The sequence below is a fragment of the uncultured Microbulbifer sp. genome (genome assembly GCF_947504145.1).
In the GTDB taxonomy this organism is placed as follows: domain Bacteria; phylum Pseudomonadota; class Gammaproteobacteria; order Pseudomonadales; family Cellvibrionaceae; genus Microbulbifer.
Map to the genome: position 1 here is coordinate 371,323 of NZ_CANNGQ010000001.1, position 26,497 is coordinate 397,819.

Below are 26,497 nucleotides of genomic sequence, written 5' to 3' on the forward strand. Positions count from 1 at the left end.
CATGCAGTTATTTTTGTGCAGACCGATCGTATTGGTCGGAGCTGTTGTAGTGAGTGCTGGTTGCGCCTGCAATCGCGCTCACACGTTGTACTCTTCGTAATCCGCCTCTACCGCGTGTTTCAATTGTTTCAGGAAATCCGGCTCTGCGCTGGTAATACGGTTCCAGCTGGGAATAAACGGTGTTTCCATCGGATTGTCGAGGAATGCCTGGCCGGCCTTGACCAGGTTGCTGGCAAAGAGCTCTACGGTCTGTTCTTCTTTGTGAATGTCGAACGTAAGCCCATTGATGATGGCGTCGTTGCGGTAGGTTTCCACAAAATCCAGTGCGATACGGAAGTAGGTGGCCTTGATACTGCGGAAGGTCTCCGAAGAAAACACGGTGCCCTGGGTGGCGAGTTTTCGGAAAAAGGATTTCGCAATGTCGATGGACATTTTCGACAGGCCACACTGTTCGTCGTCGAAGGATACATCCTGATGTTTGTGGTCGTAGGAGTGTGCGATATCCACCTGGCACAGGCGATTGGTGGAGTAGTTGCGGTACATCTCCGATAGCACGCCGATTTCCAGTCCCCAGTCACTGGGAATCCGGAGATCGTTCACCACATCGCGGCGGAAGGAAAATTCGCCAGCCAGGGAATAGCGGAAGCTGTCCATGTATTCCAGGTACTTGGTGTGGCCATAAATTTTTTTCAGGGTACGGATCAGTGGCGTGACCAGCAACCGGCATACGCGGCCGTTGATTTTTCCGTTGGCAACGCGCGAGTAGTAGCCCTTGCAGAATTCGTAGCTGAACTGGGGATTGGCAACCGGGTAGAACAATCGCGCCAGCATCATGCGGTCGTAGGTGACGATATCGCAATCGTGCAGGGCGATGGCTTCGCCGCGGCCCGAGGCGAGAATATAGCCCAGGCAATACCATACATTTCGGCCTTTTCCCGCGTCTTTGGGGGCCAGGCCGTCCCGTTGCAATTGTGCATCCAGTTCGCGCAGGCGAGGGCCGTCGTTCCACAGAACCCGTACGTGCTGGGGTAAAACGGAAAACTGTTTGAGTGCGTCGCGATATTGGGATTCATCGGCGCGGTCCAGGCCGATGACAATCTCGGAGAGGTAGGGTACCTCCGCGAGAATATCGAGGATTTTTGGCAGGGCTTCGCCTTCCAGTTCTGAATAGAGCGAGGGCAGCAGCAAGGACATCGGTCGGTGTTTGGAAAAGCGGATCAGGTCCGCTTCCATGTCTTCCAGGCTGCGGTTGGACAGGTTGTGCAGGGTCGTGATGTCGCCATTCTGAAAAAAGTCGGTCACGGTTTGCTTCCTTGTTTAGGTCCGTTTTTGAGTCAAGTCTGTGCTGAGTAAATGGAGTCGGTTGCGAAAATTTCGCCGATGGCATCTGCCCACCCCTGGGGTCCGGTGTTCTGGGTGACGATCAGGGAAGGATGGTGGGGAAGGCTCGGCGGAGGATGCGCCGGCGAACGCACGATGATGGCGATGTCGGCCACCTTGAGCATGTCGAGATCGTTGGGGCCATCGCCACTGGCAATCAGGCGGCAGGGGCGATCAGTATATTGCTGGTAGGTTTTCCTGAGTAATCTGGTGGCGCGGCCCTTGTCGGTCTGGCCGAGCACATGTAGGAAGCGTCCGCCCTGCAGGGTGGTAAAGCCCGCGGCGTTGGCGCGGGTGATAAACGCCTGCTTCTGTTGCTCGGTGCCCTGCCACAACAGCGGCTCTGAATAGTCCCGTTGATTGGCTTTTTCCGCATCGCGCAGGGAGAGGCCTGTCGCGGCAACAATCTCTTCACTGGAAGCGGCGGCAAAGTTCAGATAGGGCGTATCGTGCGACTCCGCGTCCTGTTGCAGAAACGCGAGGATATCGGCTCTGCGCGCGCCGGGCTCCAGCACCCAGTAACCGGCTTCCTCGCGCGCCAGTTCTGGCTTGTGTGGGAAATAGCCGGAAGGGATCATTATCGCGGAACCATTTTCGACGATAAACGGGTGCTGGTTTCGCAGTGCAGTGCGCAGTGCCAGCATTTCGCCGCGGGTTTTACTGCTGTTCAGGATGACTGGAATACCGCTGGATTCGAGTTGTTCCAGGGTGGCGTCTGCGGGTTGGTGCGAGTAGCTGAAGTGATCCAGCAGGGTGCCGTCGAGGTCGCTGGCGATCAGCCACTGGGTTTCTGTAATGTTATGCGCCGCGCTCTGTGTTTCGGTCATTAGATTCCAGACTTGTAGGCAATTTATCGTTTATTGGAATACTGAGAATATGTGGCTTTCTATTAAGACAATCCAAAAATAGTGCCAGTCCCGAAAAAGTGCGTTGTTGCACCGGTTGCGGGCAGTGGATTGGCAGTAAATTCGTTTGGTTGTGAACGCGACGCCAGGCCAGAGCGCAATTGTGCATCAGAATGGTGACAGGGAACCGGAGCCTTCCTCGTCGCGCACCACAATGGCGCAAGTCCTGGCGGTGAGGATAATTGAGTGATGGGGTGAACTAAAAAAGAGGGAGGCCGCGATCTCTGGAGTCTCCTGTTTGAAAACACAAGAGTCGGAGATTGCGGCAATGTTGCTCAGGGCTTGGCAGGCGTTAGAAACCTGCCCAGGGTGAGATATTTTGGCCCGATGTGAACCTGTTGCTGGAGCCGTTTTGCCACTCGATGCTGCTGGGGTTTTGCTCTTCCCGTTTCCAACACTTCCATTCCACAGGCTGATTTTCGGCGAGGTAGCCGGCATCGCCCCAGCAGCCGTCAGCCCCGCGAGGGAGCGGAGCTGATTTTTATACGGCTAAGGGGGTCGCTCAAGGGGCTACACAGTCCAGGCAGCGCACATAAAGTGCGCGTGGGTCCTTGAAGCTTTTCAGCTCGGCCAGTGGTTGCAACGCCGGCTGCAGGCTGCTGAACCAGGCGCCGAGCGGGAGGTTCTGCTCCACACTGCTGGCGATTCTGGCATCCACGTTTTCTGCCAGTGCGCGCATGATTTTTTCACTGGGTGTCAGCTGTCGCTGAATTTCCACCACGTCGTATTTTTCCAGCTCGGCAATCTGCGCGGCGTCAGTGATGGCGTCCTTGAGGTTGCCCAGCTCATCCACCAGCCCCAGTTCGTGCGCGGTGCGTCCGGTCCATACCTGGCCCTGGGCAATCTTGTGAATTTCCTGCGGGGTGCTGTTGCGGGCTTCTGCCACCAGCTGCAGGAACTGGGCGTAAGTGTGCTCCACACCCTGCTGCAGGATATCTGCGGCCGCCTCAGGCAGCGCGCGATCCAGACGCATGGTGCCGGCCAGCTCGGTGGTGCCCACACCGTCGTTGTAAACGCCCAGGTGTTCCAGGGCGTCCTCGAACGTCGGGAAAGCCCCGAATACGCCGATGGAACCGGTGATGGTGGATGGGGATGCCCAGATGCGGTCGCCGCCTGCGGCGATCCAGTAGCCACCGGAGGCGGCCACGCTGCCCATGGAAATCACTACGGGGATACCCGCTTCGCGCGTGGCGAGCAGTTCCTGGCGGATGGCTTCGGAGGCGAAGGCGGAGCCGCCGGGGCTGTCGATACGCAGCACCAGGGCTTTAACTTCTTTTTCCCGCGCGGTGGCAATCAGCTTTCCGAGGGTGGCACTGCCGATCTGCCCGGCGGGTGCCTCGCCATCAATGATGGCGCCGGCGGCGCTGATCAGGCCGATTTTATCGCCCTGCTGGCGCGGGTTGGGCAGGTCGGTCAGTTTGGCCTGGCGCAGGTAGTCGAGGGCATTGATCGCCTTGTACTGAGACTTGTCGGCTTCGTTGACACCCACCAGCTCCTGTACTTCCGCGACCGCTGCACGGCGGGTGAGTAGCTTATCGACAAATTTATTCGCCAGCGCTGCTTTGGCCCAGCTGCCGCCCTCGGCGCGCAGGTTTTGCGGCAGTTCGGCGACATAATTGTCGACGGCATTGGGGGGCAGGTTACGCAGGCCGGTGACCTGTTCGGTGTATTCGCTCCACAGCTGGTGTAGCCAGCGGGCGTTGTTTTCCCGCGAGGCGGGAGACATGTCGTCGCGGGTGTAAGGTTCGATAAAGTCTTTGTAGTCCCCCACACGGAATACGTGAAAGTTGATTTTCAGCTTGTCGAGGGCGCTTTTGTAGTAGTTGCGGTAGCTGCCAAAGCCGGTGACCAACAGGGAGCCCATGGGGTTCATGTACACCTTGTCGGCATGGCTGGCGAGAAAGTACTGGCCCTGGGTGAAGTTGTCACCAATGGCGTAGACAGGCTTTTCCGATGCTTTGAAGCGCTGGACCGCTTCGCCCACTTCTTCGAGTTTGCTGAGGCTGGCGCCGGCGAGGTGGTCGAGTTCGAGCACGAGTGCGGCGATGCGATTGTCGTTGGTGGCGCGGTCGATGGCTTCTACCAGATCTTTGACGCGGGTTTCCGGTGGTGTGGATGGGCCGCCGATAAAGCCGGGTAGGCCAGTGGGCTGGCTGACTTCATCGACCAGAAACCCGGCAGGTGCGACTTTGAGTGCGCCGCCCTCGGGCACTGTGATGCGCTCTTCACCGCCAAAGATGGCGAAGCCGACAAACAGCAGGATCAACAGGAATAGCAGGTTGGTAAATACCCGGCGCAACCAGGTGATGGCGCCGCCAATGGCGCCAAAAAAGCGGCGGACGGGGCCGCGCTGATGAGTGGACTCAGTCAAACCTGAAACTCCTTGTTGGTCGGTCTGTTGTGTTTTTTAAACTTTTGTATTGTGCAACTGTACCTGCCAGCGGCTGGTCATCATTGCCGATGCAAACAGGATAAGGCTAAGGGCGGTGAGTACGCCATGCTGCCAGCCTCGTGTAGGCATCATTACGTCGACGATACCGGCAGTGATGTAGAGGAGCAGGATGAAACATAGCCACAAATAGCTCCGCTGGCGCTGTTTGAGCATACCCGGCAGTACCAGCAGCAGGGGGATGGTCTGCAGTAGCCACCACTTCAGGGAGCCATCGAGAAACAGGTTCCACACGGCGAACAGTAGCAGAAGGGCGCCGTAACAGACCCAGTTGAGCTTGCGGGCGATTTCCAGTTTGCGTGTCAGCGCTGCCGGGTCGAGTGTCTTGGTTTTTTTAGCCACGGTTTTCTCCCAGTTGCTGGGCGAGGTTGCCTACGCGCTGGCCCAGGGCCCGGCACAGTTTGATTTCGTCTTCGCTCAGCCCACCGGCGCTATTGCCAGACCAGTGGGACGCGCCATAGGGGGTGCCGCCGGTGGTGGTGTGCATCAGTGCCGCTTCGGAATAAGGGATCCCGGCGATCAACATGCCGTGGTGTAGCAGCGGCAGCATCATGGAAATAAGCGTCGTTTCCTGGCCGCCGTGCAGGCTGCCGGTGGAGGTGAATACGGCAGCGGGTTTGCCGGTGAGGCTGCCGTCGAGCCACATATCACTAGTCTGGTCGAGGAAATGGCGCAGGGGCGAGGCCATGTTGCCAAAGCGGGTGGGGCTGCCCAGTAGCAGTCCAGCGCAGTGGCGCAGGTCGTCTTTTGTGCAGTAGGGCGCGCCCGCGTCGGGGACCGGCGGCAGGCTCGCTTCGGTATCCGGGGACACCGATGGCACGGTGCGCAGGCGGGCGTTGCCCCCAGCTTGTTCCACACCGCGGGCTAGTTCTGCGGCCATGCTGGCGGTGGTTCCGCTGCGGCTGTAATACAGGATCAGTACATAGGGCTCGGTGGCCTTTGGAGAAGTCACGCAATGAGCTCCAGCACGTTTTCCGGTGGGCGGCCGAGTACCGCCGTGTCGCCTTTGATCACGATGGGGCGCTCGATCAGCTTGGGATGAGAAACCATGGCCTGGATCAGCGCGTCGTCGGTGTGGCTGCTGTCTTTCAGGTTCAGTTCTTTATAGGCATCCTCGCCCTTGCGCAGCAGATCCCGTGCGTTGATACCGAGCTTTTTCAGCAGGGTCTTGAGAGTGGTGGCATCCGGTGGTGTCTCCAGGTAGAGCACCACTTCCGGTTCGATATTGTTTTCCTGCAGCAATTGCAGGGTCTGGCGGGATTTTGAACAGCGCGGGTTATGATAGATCGTCCACATCGAAGGGGCATCCTGTTAAGGTTTGGCGTATTCTAACAGGTGACTGTTGGCCGTCCATGGACCTGTCTGAATCGTGGACTACGCTGGGGTATGGCGTATTTTTTAGACAGATTGGGCGGTGTTTTCCGCCGGGTTCGCACGCGAGTCCGGCGCACATGGCTATATAACAAACTGAGAAGACCCATGACTGAAATGGTGCACCGCTGGCGTCGCTTCTTTACTTCACTCTGGACCGTATTCAACGAAAAGAACTGTCGTCAGAACGCGGCCGCGCTCACGTACATGACCCTGTTCGCGATCGTACCGCTGGTGACGGTGAGTTACGCGATGCTGTCACTGTTCCCGGATTTCGCCGGCCTGGAAAATAAAATCCAGCAGCAGATTTTTTCCCACTTCGTGCCCGAGAGCGGCCGCGAAGTACAGGATTACATCAGCGGCTTTTCCACACAGGCCCAGCGTCTTACCGGCCTGGGTATCGGCATTCTGCTGCTGACCGCCGGTTTCATGCTGAAAAATATCGAGAACACCTTCAATGCCATCTGGGATATTCCCAAGGGGCGCAAAGGGGTTTCCAGCTTTCTCCTGTACTGGGCCATCCTGAGCTTGGGACCGATCCTGCTGGGCGCGGGTATGGCGGCATCTACCTACCTGTTTTCACAGAAAGTCCTCGCGCAAAATGACAGCCTCGGTTTACTGCCGGTGGTGCTGCGGGTTTTGCCGTTCATTTTTACCTCCATTGCCTTCACGCTGTTATTTGTCGCGGTACCCAATTGCCGGGTGCCGCTCAAGCACGGGCTTACCGGGGGTGTGATTACGGCGCTTGCATTTGAAGTGGCCAAGTATCTGTTTGGGGCCTACGTGGCCGGCAGCTCGGTGCGGGCGATTTACGGTGCATTCGCCTTTGTGCCGGTATTTCTGCTGTGGGTATACCTGATGTGGATCATCGTGCTGGCGGGTTGTGTGCTGGTGCGAACCCTGTCCGCGTACCACGCCGCTGCGCAGGGGCGTAATTATTCCGATCTGGTGGCAACGCTGGTGCTCATGTCAAAGTTCTTCAGCAACTATCAGAAAGGTCAGTCGGTGAGTGAGCAGGATATTTCCCGGGCAGGTATCCGTCCGGCCCAGTGGCGACGCATTCGTGAAATCCTGCAGTCGCACAAGGTTATTGCCCAGACCGACCGCAACGACCATGTGCTCGTGCGCGATCTTGACTCCATCACTCTGGAGCAGCTACTCGACTGGCTGCACCCGGCGCCGATCCCGGAAAAGGGCCACAGTGAATTGAATGCACGCGCCTGGTATCGGGAAGTGGATGCTCGCTTCCGCGAGGCGCGGGACTTCTCTCACGAGCACCTATCCCAGAGCCTGGGCGATCTGTTCCGCGAGTCCATGGCGAAGGACACGCTGAAGAAACCCCTGGAGCCGGCGACGGAGACCCGGGAGTTGCCCGCACCGGAAAAAAGCAGCAATGATGATGAAAAGTCTTCTACGAAAGGACGTGGCCGCAATGCCCGTGCGAAATCTACGAGCCGCACCGCAAACACCTGAGCGGCGGGGCGCGGTATGGCTGCTGTCGCTCATCCTGCTGTTGGTGGCGGGTTGTGGACCCGCGCCCGGCGGTCTGCAATCTCTCGATGGCAAGCCTCTGCGGACGGGCGGCAAGATCCTGGTGGTGAACTACTGGGCCGAGTGGTGTGCCCCTTGCCGTGAAGAAATTCCAGAGTTGAATACCTTCTATAAAGCGCACAAAGCCGACGTGCTGGTGCTGGGTATCAATTTCGATCAGTTGCCGGCGGAGCAGGTGCAGCACCAAGCGGATAACTTCGGGATCGAATTTCCGCTGCTGGCAACGGCACCCGAAGGTCGCTGGGGCCAGCCCATGCCGCAGGTGCTGCCGTCTACCCTGATTATCGATCGGCGTGGCCAGTGGCGGAGAACTCTGGTCGGTCCGCAATCCGCCGAATCGCTCGCGGCCGCGGTGGCGGCCATCGGCGAAGAGAACTGACGGAGAGAAGTGACCGTCCCGGCGCATCTTCTAGGCCTATAACCAAAGCGTCTTTAAGGGAAATGTGCGCCAGCTGTTAGGATGCGCGCGGACTTTTAACAGCAATTTTTGTAATTCGGGACTCAAAACCCATGCAATTGAGTGCACTGCTTCTACTCGCATTCTATCTATTCCTAATCTGGCCCCTGATGCGCTGGCACCGCAGCCGCAACTCCCTGGCACCGGCGGTATTCGCCGGCCTGCTGTTGGGGCTGCTGTTTGGCGGTTTTATGCACCTGGCGGAAGGCTGGGGCGTGAACGTGCCTTGGGTGCTGGACTGGGTGGGTTTGATTGGCGAGGGCTATGTCAATCTGCTGTATCTGCTGGTCATGCCGCTGGTATTGGTTTCCATTCTCGCCGCGGTCGTCAAGGTGAGTGACACCAGTTCCCTCGGCAAAATAAGTGGCTCGGTGCTGGCGGTGTTACTGGGAACCACCGCCGTTGCCGCATTGATCGGGGTGCTGATCGCCTGGCTGTTCGGGCTCTCCGCCGAGGGGTTGGTCGAGGGCACGCGGGAAGCGGCGCGAGTGGAGGAGCTGAATCAGCGCATGGGTCGCGTCAGCGATCTGAGTATTCCGGAAATTCTCACCTCGTTTATCCCGCGCAATATTTTCGCAGACCTCGCCGGCCAGCGGGACACCTCGGTGATTGCAGTGGTGATCTTCGCAGTGCTGCTGGGGCTGGCGGCACTGGCGGTGCGTCGGGACAACCCGGAGCAGGGCGCAGCCATCGAGCACTTTGTCTCCGTGGCCCAGGCCTGGATTATGAAGCTGGTGCGCCTGATCATGGCGTTTACCCCTTACGGGGTTATGGCATTGGTCACTGCGCTGATCGCCAAGTCCAGTTGGGCGGATATTTTCAACCTGTTCAATTTCGTAATTGCATCGTTCGTGGCCATTGGCCTGATGTTCCTGGTGCACGGTTTGCTGTTGCTGGTAAATGGCATCAGCCCGCTGCATTACTTCGCCAAGGTGTGGCCGGTCCTCGTCTTCGCCTTCAGCTCCCGTTCCAGTGCGGCAACGATTCCCCTGAATGTGGAAACCCAGATTGATGAGCTGAAAAACTCCCCGGCTATCGCCAACTTCTCTGCCTCGTTTGGTGCCACCATCGGCCAGAACGGCTGTGCCGGTATCTACCCGGCCATGCTCGCGGTGATGGTGGCGGTGCCCATGGGGATCGATATCTTTGACCCGGTATGGCTGGCGTCCCTGATCGCGGTGATTGTGATCAGCTCCTTCGGCATTGCCGGTGTAGGGGGCGGCGCTACCTTTGCTGCCCTGGTGGTGCTGCCGACCATGGGCTTACCGGTACAGATTGCTGCGCTGCTGATTTCCGTCGAGCCCCTCATCGATATGGCGCGCACCGCGCTGAATGTGAACGGTGCCATGACCGCAGGTACCCTGACCCAGCGCTGGCTGGGATCCAGCTCTCAGGAGCTCTCGCTCAAGTAATCGAATTTTTTCCGGTTTCCTGTCAACCAATTGACCAGTGGTGCGTTTTGTTAACTGAACATTGAAGTTTTCATTCGCCTACCACTGATCAGAATAAGGAAACACCGATGAAATTGATTGCTAAACAGTCTTTCGCTCTTACTGCCGCGCTGCTGCTTGCCACCACTGTGGCGGCAGAAGACGGCGAAAAGCTCGCCCAGCACCTGGATAATAAGGGCGATCGTATTGAGAATCGCATGGATCGCCGCGGGAATCGCATCGACAATCGCCTGGATAACAAAGGCGATCGCATTGAGAGCCGGCTAGACAACAAGGGTGACCGGATCGACAGCCGCCTGGATAGAGCCTCCGAGCGCGCGGAAGCCCGGGGTAATGACAAGCGCGCTACCTACCTGGACAACAAGGGTGATCGTATCGACCGCCGACTGGACCGGAAGGGCGACAAGATCGATCATCGTCTCGATCGCAAGGGTGATCGCGTTGACCGTCGCCTGGACCGCAAGGGGCAGGGTGTCGATCGCCGTATGGATCGTCGCAGCGATCGCGTGCGTAAGTAAGATACCTGAGCGCGGCGGTTTCTCTGTTGGAAACCGCCGCCCAGCTTTACGACCGAAACCGCATTGATAAAAAGAACCCTGCACAAGGGGCCGTCGTACGCCGCATGGAACAATTTCTCGCCTCGGTAGAAAAACGCGCTTTTTCCATGGCCTCAATGGCGGTGGGGAATCGCGACGATGCGCTGGATATCGTGCAGGACGCGATGTTTGCCCTGGTTCGTCGCTACAGCCACAAGCAGCGGGAGCAATGGCGTCCGCTGTTTTTTACCATTCTCAATAACCGTATTACCGACTGGCACCGACGCCATAAAACGGTTTCCCGCTGGCAGTTGCTGAAGGAGAAGTTTGCCCGCGGCGATGGTGACAGTGAGGAAATCGATTTTGACCCGGGTACGCTGGAAGACACTTCCGGCTCCGGGCCCGAGCAGAGGGCCTTTTCGCAGCACACGCTGGAAGTGATCGAGGCGGCCGTCGGCCGTCTTCCCCCGCGCCAGCAGCAGGCATTTTTGCTGCGTTGCGTGGAGGGCTTTGACAATGCGGAAACGGCAACGGCCATGTGCTGTAGTGCTGGCAGCGTAAAAACCCATCTTTCCCGGGCACTGACTGCACTGCGTGTGCAATTGGAGGAAGTGCGATGACTTCGCCAGAAGATACGACCCCGCCAAACGCGGCGGAAAAAAGACAAAAGGCCGAGCGCGACCTGATCGACAGCGCGCGCGAGGCGATGCTCCGCCGCGATCAGTCACTGGATGGGGAGACCCTGTCGCAGCTGCGCCGTGCCCGCTCTGCCGCACTGGACAGCAAGCCGGGTACCGGCCGGATGACACCCTGGTTCACTGCGGGATTGGCGGGCACCGCTGGCGTAGTGGTCACCCTCGCGGTGCTTGTGTGGCCCGGCGGCGATACGCAGCAGGCGCAACCGGTAGACCTGTTTGCCGATGCATGGATTCTCGATGAAGAAGCGGAACTGGAGTTGATCGAAGACGTGGAGTTTTACCAGTGGCTTGCAGAGGAGGGGTCGGATGGCCATTCATCCTGACCGGCAAAGGGGGAGTGCGAGCGTTCTGTCACTGACGGTGCTGGTGTGGATGTTGCTGGTATTGCCTGCAGCATTGGCAGACGAACCATTGGACGAAGACTTTTTATTGTTTCTGTCGGATTGGACGGATGAGAGCGGGGAGTTTGTCGCTCCCAGTGAAGTCGGCGACTCGTGGACAGAAGACGTACTCCCACAGCAACCTGAAGTGGTTGAGCGGGAAGAGCACAGTGAAGAAGGGGAGCAAGATGAGTGATGCCACAGCAAAACCCTCTGTTCGATTCTCCGGTAAGCGGCGAGCGATACAGGGGCGGGGCAGGCTTTTTGCGTTGTTGATGCTGGTGTTCGCTTCGCTTGCCAGTGCAGCTTTGGCAGACGAGGTGGCCTGGCTGGATTTGAGTGCTAGCGAGCGCCAGCTACTGCAGCGATTTGAAGGCCGCTGGGACCAATTTACGCCGGAGCAGCGTGCACGTCTGCGCCAGGGAGCGGATCGCTGGGCGGGAATGACGCCGGAACAGCGCCAGCGGGCGCGTCAGGAATTCGGCAAGTGGAAGCGCCTCAGTCCTGAGCGGCGGGAGGTGCTGCGCGAATCCTACGATCGTTTCAAAGCCTTGCCGCCAGAGCAGCGTCAGAAAATTCGTGAGGCGCGCCAGCGGTTCCAGCAACTGCCTCCTGAGCGCCAGCGACGCCTGCGGGAACGCTGGCGGAAGATGAGCCCGGAGCAGCGCCAGCGCTTCAAGCAGCGGTTGCGCGAGCGCGGCGGGCTCTCAGATTGACCGACACCCGAACAAAACACCTCGGCGGTCGCATTTGTTCGCGGAGTTCAGCAAAGATTCAGCCAGCCGGCCTTAAAGTGCTCCCATCGGCCGGAAAGGTCGGCAAACAGGCGTCTGGCTCCGGACTTTATGTGTCGGTGCAGTCACAAGAAGACGCTGGATTCCGGGTCTCAGGGAGCACTGAACATGGTCAAGATTCAAAAATTCTTCCAGCAACTGGCGTTTGCCAGCCTCACCGCCAGCCTGGTGGGCGTCAGCGCGCAGTCCTCTGCCGGTGAGAGTGGCTATTACGAAGGCCATGATGGCTACGACTATGCCATCGTTACCGGCGTTACCCCTGTCTACAACGATATCCAGATTGTCGAGCCTCGCACCCAGTGCTGGGATCAGACCGTGACTTACCAGCAACCCTCTCCCGCAGGCGCGATCATCGGCGGTCTTATCGGCGCTGCTGTGGGGCGCGATGCTGCCCGTGGCCATCGCCATGGCCGCGGCCGTCACCGTCACTACCACCGAGGCAACAAGGGCGCGGGTATGGTGGCCGGCGCCGCCGTGGGCGCGATGATCGGTGGTGCCGTCAGTCGGCACAATGCACCGGTGCAATATGGCACCCAGCAACGGTGCCAGGTGGTGGAAGAAGTCAGTACCCGTCGGGAACTGGTAGGATATGACGTAAACTACCGCTATAACGGTCAGGAATATCTGATTCGCACAGACCAGCATCCCGGGGATAGAATTCGGGTTCGCGTAGACGTTACGCCGGTCCTGTAATCGAGCCCGATAAATTGGCCCCGACCGGCGCATTGAGAACAACAGGAGCTGCATTGTGAAACTTCCCGCTATTCGAACGGCTGTGATGCTACTGGTGATTGGCCTGTGCGCCGCGCTGATCGCCTCACCGCTTCATGCGGGACAGCGAGATTTGCGCAGTGAGCCCGTTCAGCGCGGCCCCGGCCACCTCAACATAAAGCCCCTCGCCAGTATTCGCGTGCAGAATCGAGGCATTTCCCGGGACCAGGCGGCATCCATCGTGAAGAAGCGCTACGGCGGCAAAATTCTTGCCATCAGCGAAGTGCAGCGCAACGGCCGCGCCATGTATCGGGTCAAGGGACTTTCGGATAAAAGTCAGGTCTATGTGGTGTTCGTGGATAAACAGAGTGGGCGCATCTCCCGCTGATAAGACCACCGATAGACAACAAGCAGAGGAATTTTTATGCGCGCACTGCTGGTGGAAGACGAGTACGCCCTGCGAGAACAGCTGGCGTCATCCCTGCGCAAAGCAGGTTACACCGTAGATGAAGCCCCCGATGGTGAAGAGGCGCTATATCTCGGCCGTGAATTTCCCTACGACGTGGCGGTGATGGACCTGGGCCTGCCGAAAGTGGACGGTATCCAGGTGATCGAAACCCTGCGCAAGGAATCCCGCCATTTTCCCATTCTGATTCTGACTGCGCGCGGCCACTGGCAGGAGCGAGTGCGCGGACTGGAAGCCGGTGGCGACGACTACCTGACCAAACCCTTCCACACTGAAGAATTACTGGCGCGACTGAATGCGCTGGTGCGACGCTCTGCTGGTTTCTCATCCCCGACCATCAATGCCGGTCCGATTGAACTGGATACCAGCGCTCAACGGGTCAAGGTGTCCGGCAGTGAGCTGGAACTCACATCGTTCGAATACAAGGTGCTCGAATACCTGATGTTGCATCCGGATGAGGTGGTATCAAAAACTACCCTCACCGAACATATCTACGAGCAGGACTGTGACCGCGACAGCAATGTGATCGAGGTGTTTATCGGCCGCCTGCGCAAAAAAATTGATGCCGCCGGCGGGGTAAAACCCATCGAGACGTTGCGCGGACGCGGGTATCGATTCAGCGCCGCGGCGGGGTGACGGTGCCACAGCGGGGTATTAAAGTGCCACAGCGGGTTGATAAAGCGCTGAGGCGCTGGTGGCACTCCCTAACCGGTCGCCTTTCCCTGATGGCCACTCTGGTACTACTGGTTTTTCTGGCGCTGCTGTCAGGGGTTCTGGAGCGCGCTTACCGCACCTCCTTGGATGAGGCCAAAGCGCGAGAACTGCAGCTGCATGTGTACACACTGCTGGCGGTCGCCGAGCAAGATGGCGACGGCCTCCAGTTGCCACTGAATCTCCCCGAACCGCGCTTCAATCAGCCGGACTCCGGCCTGATCGGTGCGGTGATGGATGCCCGCGGGCGTGTTATCTGGCGTTCGCAGTCCGCATTGAGCCTCCCCAACTTTTCCGCATTACCACTGCCTTTACCGCTGCGCCAGGGGCAGGAGGTCTATGCGGAAGTCCAGTTGCCCGACCTGGCTACTCCCTACAGCAGCTTCCGCCAGGGCATCGCCTGGGGGCTGGATAACGAGCGGCAATTCACGTTCGTCACACTGGAAGATGCCGGGCCGCTCTACGCGCAGGTGAAGCAGTTCAGTGGCACCCTCTGGCGCTGGCTGGGCATCGGTTCGCTGGCGCTTATCGTGGTGCAATTATTGGTGTTGCGCTGGGGGCTGGCGCCGCTGCGTGGGGTGACCCGCGCGCTCAAGCAGATGCAACAGGGGGGCACGGACACCTTGCAGGGAAATTTCCCGCGGGAGCTGGTGCCGCTTACCGACAATCTCAACCTGTTGATTGAAAACGAGCGCCGCCAGCGTGAGAAAACCCGTCACACCCTGGGGGATCTCGCCCATAGCCTGAAAACGCCGCTCGCGGTATTGAAGGGACTGGACGTGGAGCGAGAACCCGACGCAGCCAGGGCCGCACTGGCGGAGCAGGTGCAGCGCATGGATAGTATTATCAGCTATCAACTGAAACGGGCGGTGACGAGTTCGCCCAAATCCATTCTGCGTGGCGTCAAGGTGCAGCCTCTGGTAGAAAAAATTCTCACGGCACTGGATAAAGTCTACCGGGGTAAATCGGTGGATGCCGAATTGCTGTGTGAGGATTCGGTGTTGTTTTACGGGGATGAGGGTGACCTGATGGAAATGCTCGGCAACCTGCTGGACAACGGCTACAAATACGGCGCCGGCAAGTTGCTGGTGAAAGTTACCAATACCTCAGATCAACGCGGGTTGGAAATTCTGGTGTCCGACAATGGCCCGGGGCTCAGTGAAGCCCAGTGGCGCAACGTGGTTCAGCGTGGCGTGCGTGCGGATCAGCAGCAACAAGGGCAGGGCATCGGTCTCGCGGTGGTGGTGGATATCGTGGAGAGTTACCACGGTGAAATCGGCATAGTGCCGCCTGCTGCGCGCGGTGAAGAAGACCTGGGTGGGCTCACCCTGCAAATCCTGCTTTGATTTGCACCGAATAATAACGATCGACAGATAAAAAAGGACTTGCGATGTACAAACCGTCAATGCTGAAACGTTGTTTTACCGCAATCTGTTTCTCCCCAGTTTTACTCGCTGGCGCCACCGAGGCAGCCGGCGATACTGAATCCCCCTGGCCGAACGGGGCAGAAGTGGCGGTGGTGCTCACTTACGACGACGCCCTCGACTCCCATCTGGATGTCGCTATTCCACAGCTGGATAAGCTGGAACTGCCGGGCACCTTTTACCTCAGTGGCGCACGCCCCTCCATGCGTATACGGCTGGATGACTGGCGTCGGGCCGCAGAGCGTGGGCATGAGCTGGGCAATCACATGCTCTATCACCCGTGTCGCAAATCCGTCGCTAACCGCGGCTGGGTGAAGCCGTGGCAAGACCTGGACAACTACACCCTCGATCAGTTTGTGGAGGAGGCGAAAACGACCAACAGTATGCTGCAGGCCATTGACGGCGAAACGCAGCGGACGTTCGCTTATCCCTGTGGCGATATGCAGGCCGGTGGTAAAGATGTGGTACCTGCGCTGCAGGCGCTGGTGACCGGCGCGCGTCTGTTTTCTGCCGATGGCCAGCACAAAGTGGACAACCCGGATTTTTATCGGGTGGCGTCATTCGACGGCGCGGAAAAGAGCGGTGCGCAATTAATTAGTGTGGCCGAAGCAGCGCGGGAAAATCACAGCCTGGTCAGCTTTATGTTTCACGGGGTGGGCGGTGATTACATCACCGTATCGGAAGATGCCCACCGGCAGCTGCTCGAATATCTCGCTGCCAATCCCGACCACTATTGGGTGGCCACCATGCGCGAAGCGGTGGCGCACCTGAAGGGGGTACAAGGGGGCGCCGGTTCTGGCTCTCGGTAATATTTTTGCGATTAGAACCAGTCACTCTGCATCTCGAAGGGGGTGCCATTGCCGGATTCCAGCAGCGCAATCTGCGGGGTGATTTCCGGTAATTCCCATTCGATGTAGTAGCGCGCTGCCTGCAGTTTACCGTGGTAAAAATTGGCCTCTTCTTCAGGCAGCGCTGCGTTATCGGCCAGTTTCACTGTGGCGATGGCGGCCTGCCGCAGCCAAATCCAGCTCACCACCACGCGGCCAAACACATCCAGGTACAAGGTGGCGTTTGCCAGCCCGCGGTCCGGGTTCGCTGACATCTGCAACAGTAGATTTTCCGTCACACCATTCAATTGACTTAGCCCCGACCGCAATCCTTCTACCAGTGGCCGCAGCGCCGGGTCGCCGCTGCAGGCGGTGAGCGTCTGCTGAATTTCCTTCGCGAGAATCTGGTACCCGGCCATGCCTTTGGCGGGCACTTTGCGACCCAGTAAATCCAGCGCCTGAATACCTTCGGTACCTTCGTGGATCGGGTTCAGGCGGTTGTCGCGGTACAGCTGCTCTAGCGGGTACTCGCGAATATAGCCGGAGCCGCCGAGCACCTGGATCGCCAGCGCATTGGCCTTGAGACAGTATTTAGACGGCCAGGATTTTACGATGGGGGTGAGCAGGTCGAGCAGTTCCGACGCCTTTTCCCGCTCCACCGGAGTATTCCCGCTGTGGGCGTCTTCGACCAGCGAGGAGGCGTAAAAACACAGGGCCAGCCCGCCCTCTGCGTAGCTTTTCTGCATCAGCAGCATGCGTCTTACGTCCGCGTGCTGGATGATGGGTAGCTGCCTGGATTGTGGGTCGCGGTTCGATGGAAGACGACCCTGCGGGCGCTCCTTCGCGTACTGCAGTGCGTGCTGGTATCCACGGTAGCCGAGCACGGCGGCGCCGGTGCCGACACCGATGCGGGCTTCGTTCATCATCTGGAACATGTAGTGCAGGCCGCGGTGCGGCTCCCCCACCAGGTAACCAATGGCTCCACCGTCTTCACCAAAGCTGAGCACTGTGGAGGTGGTGTTGCGGTAACCCATTTTGTGCAACAGGCCGGCGAGCTTCACATCGTTGCGGGTGCTTGCCTGGCTGTCGTTCCCGGGAATGATTTTGGGTACCAGGAACAGGGAGATACCCTTGACCCCGGGCGGAGCATCCTTAATCCGCGCCAGTACCATATGCACGATGTTTTCCGTGATCGACTGGTCGCCGCCGGAGATAAACATTTTCTGCCCGCGCAGCCGGTAGCTGCCATCTTCGGTCGGTGTTGCGGTGGTGCGGATATCTCCTAGTGCGGAACCCTGGTCCGGTTCTGTCAGTGCCATGGTGCCGGCATAGCGGCCATCCATCATGGGTGGCAGATAGCGTGCTTTGAGTTCGTCGCTGGCGTAACTGTGTACTAGGTTGGCGGCACCAAGCGTAAGGAATGGGTATGCGGCAGAGCCAACGTTGGCAGCGTTGATATAGGCCATGGCGCTGCGCAGGATGACTTCCGGCAGTTGCATGCCGCCTTCGTCGAAATCGTAGTGAGCGGCGAGAAATCCGGCTTCGGCAAAGGCATCCCAGGCGGCTTTGGTCTCGTCGATCAGGGTGACTTTTTCGCCGTCGAAGGTGGGCTCGTTGGTATCGCCTTTGGCGTAGTGATTGGCGAAGTAGTTGTCGGCAATGGTTTTGGCAGTATTGAGCGTCGCCTCAAACACTTCCCGGGAGTGTTCCCGGTAGCGGGGGCGTTGCAGTAGCGCCTCGGTATCCAGAAACTCGTACAGCAGGAATTCGATATCCCGGTCTTTCAGAAACTGCTCACGCATGGCCTGACCCATCACCATCTTTTATTGTCGATCTGGTCAGGGTAGGGAGTGGCTGCGGTGCCGGCAATGACATTTCAGGTAATGGCTGCTGGCAATAGTCGTTTTATGGAGCTGCTGCCAGCAGCCACTGGCGTGAACGGTAAGTCGGCAAAGGTCGAGATCAGGTGCTCTCGCTGCCCTTGATCTCCTGAACGGAGTCGCTGTCCGCCATTTCATCTATGGCTTGTGCGGGCTCGGCCGGCGGCTGTGCGGCAGTCTGACCGGGGGTGACACCCTCCCACAGGCGGGTGGAGAGTTGCTGGGCACTGTCTTTGCGCCCCTCCGCAATCCAGCCGACGATGGCGCCGGCCACATCTGGCCAGGTAATACGCACCCCTTTCGGATGCTCTTGCAGCCAGCGGCCAACGGTAATGGCATCGATATGATCCACCACCTTGGCCAGCTGCAGCTCCTTCAGGGCCAGTGCGTTGGCTTCCTGCTCGAACTGGCCCTTTAGCGGGCGGGTCAGGATCGGTTTGCCCAAGGTGAGGGTTTCCGCGATCAGCTCGAAACCACTGTTGCAGATGACCGCTTTCGCGCTGGCTACATCGCCCCGAAAGCCTTCCACGGACGGGGCTTTGAGGGTGATGTTGTCGGCTTTGGGCAGGTCCGTGGGTAGGCCATACACGGTGAACTTCTGTGGCAGCTGTGCCAGCTGCTGCAGCAGGGGGCCGTGATTTTCGAACGGCAGGTACACCAGTACGTGGTCCTGCTCTTCGCCGTTATTGGGCGCCGCTTCTTCATGGGCCTGCGCGATGGGGGGCAGAATGGGGTGGCCGAAGTGATACCAGTGCATGCCCAGGCTGACCTGTGCCGGGGCGAACATTTTCATGATTGCGCGCGCAGTCCAGCCGAATGCCGGGGCGGGAATGGAAAAGTTGAACGCGTACTGGTGGCCGAGCCCGAGGCTCGGGCACTTGCGTTTTTTTGCGGCCCAGGCGGTCACCGGTTCGAAATCACTGATCACCAGGTCGAAGTCCTGTACCGGCAACTCGCGGATATCTCTCAGCAGTAGTGGCAGGTTCAGCTGCTGGGCGGTGGCGATCTGATCGATCTTCCCTTCTTTGTGCACGAAGGTCAGGCCCTCGCGACACCAGTAATCGCCGAAGGCTTCCATGGCGAAGAATTTTTCCGGCGGGCGGCCGCTGAACAACCATTGGACTTCCAGTTCCGGGAACTGGCGAAATGCCTCTGCCATCGCCCGTGCGCGGGATAAGTGGCCGTTGCCGGTGCCTTGAACGCCGTAAAGTATTTTCAAGATGCTTCTCCGATTGAGCAGACGGGTGTGTTTGCGACTTGTGAGCAGCTACAGCAAGACGCCGCTGGCCGCAAAGCCCACGCAGATACCGAGAAGGGCGCCGGCGCAGACGTCGGTCGGGTAGTGCACGCCGAGCCCCACTCTGGATGTCCCCACGCCGGCAGCCCAGAAGTACCCTAGGGCCCACAGGGGGTTGAGGCATTGGCTCAGCATGGTGACAAACAGGAAGGCGCCGGAGGTGTGGCCCGACGGCAGGCTGAAGCGGTCATTGGCCACAACGATGGAGCGCAGTCCGGGGATCGCCTCGGGCGGGCGGTTGCGGCGGGTGGTGTTTTTAATGGTCCAGTAGAGCGATCGCTCGATGGCGTAGGCCGCACCGCAGGAGTAGAGGAACTGCAACGCGGCACCGGTGTTGACCAGTGCGATCAGCAGCGGTGAGAAGAGGTAGAGCCAGCCATCCGCGGACCGGGACAGCAGCAGGTAGTTCCTGCGGGAGGCTGGCCGTGTCGCCCGTTCCGCCATTCGCAGAACCAGGGAGACATCTACCGTTTTCAGAGTGATAGGTAAGCTTCGCATGGGTTAAAAGTACGAAGCTTATGTTGCGCAGACATGGACAAAATATGTCAGGTCTGTGAAATCTGCCCTGCGTGGCGCCTATTTCCAGGCTATCTGATAAAAATGCGGGAAATGGAGGGTGGATAAGCGCAGCATATCCACCAACTGAACTAGTCGATTCCGATCTTGATCGCCCCGGAACCTGGCAGTTTCTCCACCAGTTCGGCCCCACACAGCCTGGAAGGCGTGAAATAGCCGCCTTCGCCGCTGTAGCCCAGCAGGTACTGCATCACCGCCAGAGAGCCGTGAACGGTCACGTCGTAGCCATTGGCGGTCACCACCCGGCCCACGCGACGCTCGCCGCGCCGGTCGTTTCGCACTTCGCCCCAAACCCAGGTCTGTTGTTCGGCGCGCTGGTTGGTCGACGGGCCGCGCACACTCTTTTCCACCTTGCCCTTGAGCCAGTTTTGTACCCAGCGCATACGCAGTAACCAGCGGAAGGCGTTCATTTTTCGCATCTTCTTCGCCCGGCGCGGGCTCATGGGGATGTACACCTCGATATTGGGAATCTCGGTGGAGTAGTAGGCAGTGGCCACGTCCCCCCACGGGATGGCCACGGCAAACTTCTCACCGCGACCAAAGTTGATTTTGCGGGTCAGCTCCGCGTGGGGGACAACTTCGATCGTACCGTTACGCCGCACGGCGCCGCCCACACCCAGACTCTCAATGGACGTTTTGGCGGTGCCGGGACTGAACCCCGAGTCAGAATCAAACCCCAGGGTCAGGTGCGTGGCGCTGGTCATGACTTTGTGTAGGGCAGCGGCCAGGCAGTCGGTGGGGATCACATCAAAACCGGTGCCGGGGCACAGCACCACTCCGGCTGCTTTAGCGTCGGCGTCGAGAGCGTGGGCCTGCTGGTATACCGACATTTCGCCGGTGATGTCCTGATAGTGGGCGCCGCTGGCAATACAGGCGCGCATCATCGGTTCGGCGGTGGCCGAGAAGGGGCCGGCGCAGTGAATCACAACCGCAACACCCTGTAGCGTGCGCACGAGCGTCTCTTGATCGTCGAGGCTGACTGCAATGGCGGGCAGCCCCAGCTCGTTGGCCAGCGGCTGCAGTTTGGCGGCGCTGCGGCCAGACAGAATGGGCTTAAGCCCCTGGGCGACTGCCTGACGGGCGATCAATTCGCCGGTATAGCCGTAGGCACCGTAAATCAGGATCTGCTTGTTGTTCACCGATTTTCCTTATTGTTCGATCGCGCTGCATTCGGTCGCGAGCATCGTATTTTTTCTTATTTTTACATGGGTTGCGGAGTGGAATTTCTGTATCAGTCCAGGGTTTGTTCCAGGGCAAATCTCGGCACGGTTTCACCGTCTTTCTCTACCGTTTCTGAAAACATCGCCAGCGGGCGCGCCCACACCCCGAAATCATCATACAGAGCGCGGTAAATCGCCAATTGTTCCCCGGTTTCACTGTGGGTGGCGATTTCCATCAAATGGTATTGCTTGCGGTTCTTGTAGTGGCGATAGATGCCTTTTTGCATACTCATGATCTCATTCTTTGGGCGAGGGCTCGCGGTCAATCGCACGCTCAGCTCATATGAAAAGGGCTGAGCTGGATTTGGCTGACGCGCTGGCCGTGCAACACGGCGATACCACTATAGCGACGCTCGCCGGTGGAAGTGAATTCAAACTCATACTGGCGCTGCAGGCGGACCTGGCCGCGGCGATCCCGTTTGATTCGGGTGCGTTTGAGCATCACTGTATCGTCCAGCAGTTGCACGCCGGTCTCTGCGCAATGGGCTTTTACAATATGTCGCACCCGGTCTTTGGCGGCCATACCGGCCCAGAAATACCAGGCGGCCAGCCCCAACAGAAAAATCCAGAAAAGTTCGCCGAGTGAGTAATACATAGGTGATTTGGGTGCTATATCATCTTGACGCGCAAGAATACCACCAGAGGAGGGACTATGCCCGGCACGATTCTCATCACCGGTTGCAATCGCGGTATCGGCTTTGAAATGACCCGGCAATTTGCCGACGAGGGCTGGCAGGTCATCGCTACCTGCCGCAACCCGTCGGCTGCCTGGGAGCTTAGCGAGCTGGCGGAAGCCAATGACAACATTGAAGTCGACGGCCTGGACGTAACCGACTACGACCAGATGGCGGATCTGGCCAGAGACCTGGATGGGCGCACGCTGGATATCCTGGTCAGCAACGCCGGTTACTATGGCCCAAAGGGCGTCGGACTAGGCAGCGTGGATGTGGACGAGTGGCGCAAAGTACTGGAAGCCAACACTATCGCGCCTTACAAACTTGTGGAGACCTTCTACCCAATGCTTGCTGGCAGTGCGTGCAAGGTGGTGGGCATCCTCAGCAGCAAGGTGGGCAGTATCGAAGACAACCGCTCTGGTGGAGGTTACATCTATCGCTCCTCCAAAACGGCGGTCAATCAGGTGGCAAAAAGCCTCTCCATTGATCTCGCGGACGAAGGTATCAAGGTGCTGGCACTGCACCCTGGCTGGGTGAAAACCGAGATGGGCGGGCCGAATGCGTTGATCTCAACACAAGAAAGTGTAGCGGGGTTAAAAAAGATCCTGATGGAAGCGGGCGCCGGTGACAGTGGGCGCTTCTTCAACTTCGACGGTTCCACCATTCCCTGGTGATCCGACAATAACGCCACCGGGAAGATCGGCCCGGTGGCAATTGATCGCATCATGCAAGCGACAGTACATCCAGGTGCTGGGCCAGCTGGCCCAGGGACATCAGTATGCATATGGTAATCACCAGCGGCCGTATCAGGCGGGTACCGCCCGCCAGCATGGTGTGGCTGCCGATAAAGGCTCCCAGCATCTGCCCGACCATCATGGCGCCGCCAATCGCCCACACTACTTTGCCGCCAGCGGCAAACAGCGCGAGGGAAACGACATTTGTCGTGAGGTTGAACAGCTTGGCGCGAATGGTGGCGGTGAGCAGTGTCTGCCCGCGAAAGGCAACGCCGGATGCTGCAAAAAATGTCCCCGTACCCGGGCCAAAGGCGCCATCGTAAAAGCCGACCAAAGGTACGCTAGTCAGCGCCCACTGTTTCTCGCTCTGCCTTCCCTCGCGCTCACTGCTGCCCATGTTGGGTGTGAGCCACACGTACAGCGCTACCCCCAACAGCAATACCGGAATCACCCAATTGAGCCAGCTGGTATCTACTCGCTGAATCAGCCACGCACCGATTCCCGCACCGATGCCGGCGGTAATCACCGGGAAAATCAGCGAGCGCTCGCGTAAATGTCCTTTTGAGTACAGCGTCGCGGTAGCGGTAAAGGTGCCCAAAATAGCCTGGCTTTTGTTGGTGGCTAGCGCAGCCACCGGTGGCAGGCCCGCGAGCAGCAAGGCGGGTACCGTCAATAAACCCCCACCACCAGCGAGGGTGTCCACCCAGCCTGCCAGCATGGCAACCGCGAACAGCATCAATAGCAGGGTAAGGGTCAGTTCCATCGGGTACATCTCTGGAGGAGCGGAAGAGGGCAGTGATTTTACCGTTGCCGGGGGATAGTTTGATAGGCGGTGACCGACCTAGCGCAACCCGGTTTATAACCCGAGGTAGATTACGGGGGCGCGGCTGCCGCCGTGTCAGTGACGGAATCGGCATCAGTGCTAAGCGCATCGATGGACAGGCAACACTTGCCCGCGATCAACGCTTCTTTGCGAGCCTTGGGCCACTTCTTAATCTGCAGCTCCAGTTTCAATGCCGTGGAATGGCTGCCAACGGTCTGCTGGAACTCCAGTGTCAGGGGCCCGCGGCCACGTAGTGCCTTGGCGGCTTTGGGGCTTCCGCTGCTGTGTTCTTCAAAACGCCGCGCTACATCTCGGGTAATACCGGTATACAGCGAGCCGTTATTGGTTCGGATCAGGTAAACAGACCAGTCAGACAAAATATTTCCGCCCGCTAAAAAAGACTTTGCTGGTCTCCGGATTGTGGCGGCAGAAAAAAGCGGCTGCAATCCAGGTCCAGTTTTCGCTCGTTCAGTCCGAGCTTGCGACAGGTTATCCGAAATCGTTGCTGCAGCAACTGGGCAAACACGCCGGTGCCGCGCTGACGTTCCCCGAACTCGCTCTGGTTATCCTTACCGCCGCGGCTCTGCTGCACAATGCTCATCACATGCTCGGCGCGCCCAGGATAGTGCTCCTGTAGCCACTGCCGGAATAGGGGGGCAACCTCGAATGGCAGCCGCAGAAGAATATAGGCAGCGTGGATGGCGCCGGCGCTGTGGGCACTGTACAGGATTTTTTCCAGTTCTGAATCGTTCAGAGCCGGGATCATTGGCGCAGCCATTACCGCGGTAGGGATGGCGGCCGCGGCCAGCGCCTCAATCGTGCGCAGACGTGCGGCGGGGCCTGCCGTGCGCGGTTCCAGCCTGCGTTTCAATTCATTATCCAATGTGGTCACGCTGATGCCCACATGTACAAGATTGTCTTGGGCCATTTCCGCCAGTATTGGCAGGTCGCGCAGTATCAACTGGCTCTTGGTGACGAGGGTGACCGGGTGACGATAGCGCTGCAGGGTTTCCAGAATCTGGCGGGTGATCTGTTTGTCTTTTTCCAGCGGCTGGTACGGATCGGTATTGGTACCCATGGCAATGGGGCTGCACCGATAGTTCTGCTTGCGCAGTGCGTGTTCCAGCAATTCCGCCGCATTGGGTTTGTAGAAAAGCCGGGTTTCGAAATCGAGGCCCGGTGACAGGTCCATATAGGCGTGGGCCGGGCGGGCGTAGCAGTAGACGCAACCATGTTCGCAGCCCCGATACGCGTTGATCGACTGGTTGAAGGGAATGTCGGGGGAGTTATTGGTGGCGATGATAGATTTGGCTTTTTCCGCAATCGCTACCGTCTCAATTCGCTCCAGAGGCTCCAGCAGGGTCTCCCAGCCATCGCTCTCGCGGCTGCTAACCTGATCTACAAAGCGCCCCGCCAGGTTACTGATGGCTCCGCGGCCCTTGAGGGAATGGGTGGGGTTGTCGGAAGCGTCGTTGGCCACAGTGAATTTTTGGTGATAGCTGTATGTTTGTACAGTTTATTGCCAGGCTGCTGACGGTGCAAGTATCCCCGTCAGGACTTACAATGACCGGTCAGTACGTAAAAAAATGATCGAGTAGGTCTCAAGTAGGGTTAGGGAATGGATCTTCAGGCAGTCGCCGCCATTTACGCGTTTGCGGTCAAGGTGCTCCAGATATTTGCCATGCTGTTTGCCTTCGGGCTGGTGGTGCTGGTGCTCTACGTGGTGTACCTCTATCTGTCGGATGTCAGTCAGACCAAACAGGCGATCCGGCGCAACTTCCCGGTGTTGGGGCGTTTCCGCTACCAGTTTGAGCATCTGGGCGAGTTCTTCCGTCAGTACTTTTTTGCTCTGGATCGGGAGGAGATGCCATTCAACCGCGCCCAGCGCAGCTGGGTCTACCGGGCTGCCAAGAATGTGGATTCCACGCTCGCGTTCGGTTCTACCCGGCCGCTGAATCAGCCCGGGGATGTCATATTTCTTAACCACCCGTTCCCTACCTTGGCCAAAGATGCGGTGCCACCGCGGGAAGTAACGGTGGGGGAAGGGGTGGCACGCAGGCCCTATACCACCCGTTCCATATTCAACATTTCCGGCATGAGTTTCGGGGCGCTTTCAGTGCCTGCTGTGAGGGCGCTATCTCGCGGCGCCGCCAGGGCTGGGATCTGGTTGAACACCGGTGAGGGCGGGTTGTCTCTCCATCATCTGGAGGGTGGGTGTGACATTGTGTTCCAGATTGGTACCGCCAAATACGGTGTGCGCGACGAGAATGGATTGCTCTCGGATGACAAGTTGAGAGCGGTGGCGAAGCACGAGCAGGTGAAAATGTTCGAGCTGAAACTTTCCCAGGGCGCCAAGCCGGGCAAGGGCGGTATTCTGCCGGGGATCAAAGTGACTCCCGAGATTGCGCATGTGCGAGGCATCCCCGTGGGAATGGATTCCATCAGCCCAAATGGCCACCCGGAATTCCGCGATGTGAATGGCTTGCTGGATATGATCAACCATATCCGCGAAGTCACTGGCAAACCCACCGGGTTCAAGTGCGTGATTGGCAACAGCGACTGGCTGCACGACTTGTGTGAGGCCATTCAAAAGCGCGGCGTGGACTCCGCGCCGGACTTTATCACCATCGACAGTGCAGATGGCGGCAGCGGTGCGGCACCCCAGAGCCTGATGGATTATATGGGGCTGCCCATCAATCGCAGTCTGCCGATGGTGGTGGATCTAATCACTCAGTACGGGCTGCGCGAGCGGATCAAGATCATCTGTGCGGGTAAATTACTCACCCCCTCCATGGTGGCCTGGGCCCTGGCGATGGGTGCCGACTTTGTGAACTGCGCGCGCGGCTTTATGTTTGCACTGGGCTGTATCCAGGCGATGCAATGCAATAAAAACACCTGCCCCACGGGCGTGACCACCCACAACCCCGATCTGCAGCAGGGCCTGGATCCCATGGATAAAGCAGAGCGGGTATATCATTACGCACACAATATGCTGCATGAGGTGGGCGTCCTTGCGCATTCCTGCGGTGTGCCGGAACCGCGTTTGTTGCGGCGCGCACATGTGGAAGTGATCAATGAGCGCGGCGTACCGGAGCCGTTGTCTGATCTTGTCCCCGAGGTGCCGCCCAAATCGCTGATCTCCTCGGATCGTCGGCCGCAATAACAGAACAGAATTGCGGAAC

The 26,497-nt window shown here is 58.7% G+C and carries 30 protein-coding genes; 15 read left to right on the top strand and 15 right to left on the bottom strand.

What is annotated here, in order from left to right; translation table 11 throughout:
- Positions 1-78: 78 nt before the first annotated feature.
- From Q1A74_RS01690 to arsC, 6 genes are all read right to left on the bottom strand, one after another.
- On the bottom strand, positions 79-1,302 hold the full coding sequence (locus Q1A74_RS01690; protein ID WP_299591813.1) for a glycosyl transferase: 1,224 nt from the start codon (positions 1,300-1,302) through the stop codon (positions 79-81).
- A 32-nt stretch (positions 1,303-1,334) separates the two neighbouring features.
- Positions 1,335-2,207: a mannosyl-3-phosphoglycerate phosphatase gene (locus Q1A74_RS01695; protein WP_299591814.1), complete on the bottom strand. Its 873-nt coding sequence runs from the start codon at positions 2,205-2,207 to the stop codon at positions 1,335-1,337.
- Between the two features lie 580 nt (positions 2,208-2,787).
- Entirely contained in the window at positions 2,788-4,656 is a 1,869-nt protein-coding gene (sppA, locus tag Q1A74_RS01700) for a signal peptide peptidase SppA (protein ID WP_299591815.1), read from the bottom strand.
- A 36-nt stretch (positions 4,657-4,692) separates the two neighbouring features.
- Entirely contained in the window at positions 4,693-5,076 is a 384-nt protein-coding gene (locus Q1A74_RS01705) for a DUF2069 domain-containing protein (protein ID WP_299591816.1), read from the bottom strand.
- Entirely contained in the window at positions 5,069-5,686 is a 618-nt protein-coding gene (gene wrbA, locus Q1A74_RS01710) for an NAD(P)H:quinone oxidoreductase (RefSeq protein ID WP_299591817.1), read from the bottom strand. The genes Q1A74_RS01705 and wrbA overlap by 8 nt, the downstream gene beginning before the upstream one ends.
- A complete protein-coding gene (gene arsC / locus Q1A74_RS01715; protein ID WP_299591819.1) occupies positions 5,683-6,030 on the bottom strand; it encodes an arsenate reductase (glutaredoxin) in 348 nt (115 codons plus the stop codon). Before arsC ends, wrbA begins: the two co-directional genes overlap by 4 nt.
- Positions 6,031-6,213: 183 nt before the next feature.
- On the opposite strand from arsC, the gene Q1A74_RS01720 reads away from it, so the two are divergent.
- The 13 genes from Q1A74_RS01720 (at position 6,214) to Q1A74_RS01780 (ending at position 16,093) form a co-directional block, all read left to right on the top strand.
- On the top strand, positions 6,214-7,578 hold the full coding sequence (locus Q1A74_RS01720; RefSeq protein WP_299591821.1) for a YihY family inner membrane protein: 1,365 nt from the start codon (positions 6,214-6,216) through the stop codon (positions 7,576-7,578).
- Positions 7,544-8,035, top strand: coding sequence for a TlpA disulfide reductase family protein (locus Q1A74_RS01725; RefSeq protein ID WP_299591823.1), 492 nt, complete (start codon positions 7,544-7,546; stop codon positions 8,033-8,035). The genes Q1A74_RS01720 and Q1A74_RS01725 overlap by 35 nt, the downstream gene beginning before the upstream one ends.
- 131 nt (positions 8,036-8,166) lie before the next feature.
- Complete coding sequence (locus Q1A74_RS01730) at positions 8,167-9,525, top strand: cation:dicarboxylase symporter family transporter (protein WP_299591825.1); 1,359 nt, start codon at positions 8,167-8,169, stop codon at positions 9,523-9,525.
- A gap of 107 nt (positions 9,526-9,632) precedes the next feature.
- Complete coding sequence (locus Q1A74_RS01735) at positions 9,633-10,082, top strand: hypothetical protein (RefSeq protein ID WP_299591826.1); 450 nt, start codon at positions 9,633-9,635, stop codon at positions 10,080-10,082.
- Positions 10,083-10,108: 26 nt separating this feature from the next.
- On the top strand, positions 10,109-10,720 hold the full coding sequence (locus Q1A74_RS01740) for an RNA polymerase sigma factor (RefSeq protein ID WP_299591827.1): 612 nt from the start codon (positions 10,109-10,111) through the stop codon (positions 10,718-10,720).
- On the top strand, positions 10,717-11,121 hold the full coding sequence (locus tag Q1A74_RS01745; RefSeq protein WP_299591829.1) for a hypothetical protein: 405 nt from the start codon (positions 10,717-10,719) through the stop codon (positions 11,119-11,121). Before Q1A74_RS01740 ends, Q1A74_RS01745 begins: the two co-directional genes overlap by 4 nt.
- Positions 11,105-11,374: a hypothetical protein gene (locus Q1A74_RS01750; protein WP_299591831.1), complete on the top strand. Its 270-nt coding sequence runs from the start codon at positions 11,105-11,107 to the stop codon at positions 11,372-11,374. The genes Q1A74_RS01745 and Q1A74_RS01750 overlap by 17 nt, the downstream gene beginning before the upstream one ends.
- Positions 11,367-11,894, top strand: a complete 528-nt coding sequence (locus tag Q1A74_RS01755; protein WP_299591833.1) for a DUF3106 domain-containing protein — start codon at positions 11,367-11,369, stop codon at positions 11,892-11,894. Before Q1A74_RS01750 ends, Q1A74_RS01755 begins: the two co-directional genes overlap by 8 nt.
- A 186-nt stretch (positions 11,895-12,080) precedes the next feature.
- On the top strand, positions 12,081-12,665 hold the full coding sequence (locus tag Q1A74_RS01760) for a hypothetical protein (RefSeq protein WP_299591834.1): 585 nt from the start codon (positions 12,081-12,083) through the stop codon (positions 12,663-12,665).
- Positions 12,666-12,720: 55 nt separating this feature from the next.
- Complete coding sequence (locus tag Q1A74_RS01765) at positions 12,721-13,071, top strand: PepSY domain-containing protein (protein WP_299591836.1); 351 nt, start codon at positions 12,721-12,723, stop codon at positions 13,069-13,071.
- Positions 13,072-13,107: 36 nt separating this feature from the next.
- Positions 13,108-13,785, top strand: coding sequence for a response regulator transcription factor (locus Q1A74_RS01770; RefSeq protein ID WP_299591838.1), 678 nt, complete (start codon positions 13,108-13,110; stop codon positions 13,783-13,785).
- A 23-nt stretch (positions 13,786-13,808) separates the two neighbouring features.
- Positions 13,809-15,206 carry an ATP-binding protein gene (locus tag Q1A74_RS01775; RefSeq protein ID WP_299591839.1) on the top strand — a complete coding sequence of 466 codons (1,398 nt, stop codon included), beginning with the start codon at positions 13,809-13,811 and terminating at the stop codon, positions 15,204-15,206.
- Between the two features lie 44 nt (positions 15,207-15,250).
- Entirely contained in the window at positions 15,251-16,093 is an 843-nt protein-coding gene (locus tag Q1A74_RS01780) for a polysaccharide deacetylase family protein (RefSeq protein WP_299591840.1), read from the top strand.
- A gap of 11 nt (positions 16,094-16,104) precedes the next feature.
- Here the strand turns inward: Q1A74_RS01780 and Q1A74_RS01785 are convergent, their stop codons facing one another.
- From Q1A74_RS01785 to Q1A74_RS01810, 6 genes are all read right to left on the bottom strand, one after another.
- Positions 16,105-17,913 (bottom strand): acyl-CoA dehydrogenase, encoded by a 1,809-nt coding sequence (locus tag Q1A74_RS01785; protein ID WP_299591841.1) that lies wholly within the window; start codon positions 17,911-17,913, stop codon positions 16,105-16,107.
- A 160-nt stretch (positions 17,914-18,073) separates the two neighbouring features.
- Positions 18,074-19,210 carry an MJ1255/VC2487 family glycosyltransferase gene (locus Q1A74_RS01790; protein WP_299591842.1) on the bottom strand — a complete coding sequence of 379 codons (1,137 nt, stop codon included), beginning with the start codon at positions 19,208-19,210 and terminating at the stop codon, positions 18,074-18,076.
- A 48-nt stretch (positions 19,211-19,258) separates the two neighbouring features.
- A complete protein-coding gene (locus Q1A74_RS01795) occupies positions 19,259-19,786 on the bottom strand; it encodes a phosphatase PAP2 family protein (protein WP_299591843.1) in 528 nt (175 codons plus the stop codon).
- Between the two features lie 149 nt (positions 19,787-19,935).
- On the bottom strand, positions 19,936-21,003 hold the full coding sequence (locus tag Q1A74_RS01800; protein ID WP_299591845.1) for a trans-acting enoyl reductase family protein: 1,068 nt from the start codon (positions 21,001-21,003) through the stop codon (positions 19,936-19,938).
- 92 nt (positions 21,004-21,095) lie between these two features.
- Positions 21,096-21,317: a DUF1653 domain-containing protein gene (locus Q1A74_RS01805; protein WP_299591847.1), complete on the bottom strand. Its 222-nt coding sequence runs from the start codon at positions 21,315-21,317 to the stop codon at positions 21,096-21,098.
- A gap of 41 nt (positions 21,318-21,358) precedes the next feature.
- Positions 21,359-21,679, bottom strand: a complete 321-nt coding sequence (locus Q1A74_RS01810) for a DUF3301 domain-containing protein (RefSeq protein WP_299591849.1) — start codon at positions 21,677-21,679, stop codon at positions 21,359-21,361.
- A gap of 57 nt (positions 21,680-21,736) precedes the next feature.
- Here Q1A74_RS01810 and Q1A74_RS01815 point away from each other — a divergent pair, with 57 nt between their 5' ends.
- Positions 21,737-22,432: an SDR family oxidoreductase gene (locus Q1A74_RS01815; RefSeq protein WP_299591850.1), complete on the top strand. Its 696-nt coding sequence runs from the start codon at positions 21,737-21,739 to the stop codon at positions 22,430-22,432.
- Positions 22,433-22,481: 49 nt separating this feature from the next.
- On the opposite strand, the gene Q1A74_RS01820 is transcribed toward Q1A74_RS01815, so the two are convergent.
- From Q1A74_RS01820 to Q1A74_RS01830, 3 genes are all read right to left on the bottom strand, one after another.
- Positions 22,482-23,255 carry a TSUP family transporter gene (locus tag Q1A74_RS01820; RefSeq protein WP_299591852.1) on the bottom strand — a complete coding sequence of 258 codons (774 nt, stop codon included), beginning with the start codon at positions 23,253-23,255 and terminating at the stop codon, positions 22,482-22,484.
- Positions 23,256-23,365: 110 nt separating this feature from the next.
- Positions 23,366-23,692, bottom strand: coding sequence for a GIY-YIG nuclease family protein (locus Q1A74_RS01825; protein ID WP_299591853.1), 327 nt, complete (start codon positions 23,690-23,692; stop codon positions 23,366-23,368).
- 14 nt (positions 23,693-23,706) lie between these two features.
- On the bottom strand, positions 23,707-24,795 hold the full coding sequence (locus Q1A74_RS01830) for a PA0069 family radical SAM protein (protein WP_299591854.1): 1,089 nt from the start codon (positions 24,793-24,795) through the stop codon (positions 23,707-23,709).
- A 138-nt stretch (positions 24,796-24,933) separates the two neighbouring features.
- Between Q1A74_RS01830 and Q1A74_RS01835 the strand changes: the two genes are divergently transcribed.
- Positions 24,934-26,478 (top strand): FMN-binding glutamate synthase family protein, encoded by a 1,545-nt coding sequence (locus Q1A74_RS01835; protein ID WP_299591855.1) that lies wholly within the window; start codon positions 24,934-24,936, stop codon positions 26,476-26,478.
- Positions 26,479-26,497 lie beyond the last annotated feature (19 nt).

Coding starts and splice junctions, on each gene's coding strand:
- arsC (WP_299591819.1), bottom strand. CDS start 6,030: ATGTGGACGATCTATCATAACCCGCGCTGTTCAAAATCCCGCCAGACC.
- Q1A74_RS01795 (WP_299591843.1), bottom strand. CDS start 19,786: ATGCGAAGCTTACCTATCACTCTGAAAACGGTAGATGTCTCCCTGGTT.
- Q1A74_RS01735 (WP_299591826.1), top strand. CDS start 9,633: ATGAAATTGATTGCTAAACAGTCTTTCGCTCTTACTGCCGCGCTGCTG.
- Q1A74_RS01755 (WP_299591833.1), top strand. CDS start 11,367: ATGAGTGATGCCACAGCAAAACCCTCTGTTCGATTCTCCGGTAAGCGG.
- Q1A74_RS01780 (WP_299591840.1), top strand. CDS start 15,251: ATGTACAAACCGTCAATGCTGAAACGTTGTTTTACCGCAATCTGTTTC.
- Q1A74_RS01835 (WP_299591855.1), top strand. CDS start 24,934: ATGGATCTTCAGGCAGTCGCCGCCATTTACGCGTTTGCGGTCAAGGTG.
- Q1A74_RS01720 (WP_299591821.1), top strand. CDS start 6,214: ATGACTGAAATGGTGCACCGCTGGCGTCGCTTCTTTACTTCACTCTGG.
- Q1A74_RS01695 (WP_299591814.1), bottom strand. CDS start 2,207: ATGACCGAAACACAGAGCGCGGCGCATAACATTACAGAAACCCAGTGG.
- Q1A74_RS01810 (WP_299591849.1), bottom strand. CDS start 21,679: ATGTATTACTCACTCGGCGAACTTTTCTGGATTTTTCTGTTGGGGCTG.
- Q1A74_RS01820 (WP_299591852.1), bottom strand. CDS start 23,255: ATGGAACTGACCCTTACCCTGCTATTGATGCTGTTCGCGGTTGCCATG.
- Q1A74_RS01730 (WP_299591825.1), top strand. CDS start 8,167: ATGCAATTGAGTGCACTGCTTCTACTCGCATTCTATCTATTCCTAATC.
- Q1A74_RS01805 (WP_299591847.1), bottom strand. CDS start 21,317: ATGAGTATGCAAAAAGGCATCTATCGCCACTACAAGAACCGCAAGCAA.
- Q1A74_RS01785 (WP_299591841.1), bottom strand. CDS start 17,913: ATGCGTGAGCAGTTTCTGAAAGACCGGGATATCGAATTCCTGCTGTAC.
- Q1A74_RS01760 (WP_299591834.1), top strand. CDS start 12,081: ATGGTCAAGATTCAAAAATTCTTCCAGCAACTGGCGTTTGCCAGCCTC.
- Q1A74_RS01770 (WP_299591838.1), top strand. CDS start 13,108: ATGCGCGCACTGCTGGTGGAAGACGAGTACGCCCTGCGAGAACAGCTG.
- Q1A74_RS01745 (WP_299591829.1), top strand. CDS start 10,717: ATGACTTCGCCAGAAGATACGACCCCGCCAAACGCGGCGGAAAAAAGA.
- Q1A74_RS01750 (WP_299591831.1), top strand. CDS start 11,105: ATGGCCATTCATCCTGACCGGCAAAGGGGGAGTGCGAGCGTTCTGTCA.
- Q1A74_RS01815 (WP_299591850.1), top strand. CDS start 21,737: ATGCCCGGCACGATTCTCATCACCGGTTGCAATCGCGGTATCGGCTTT.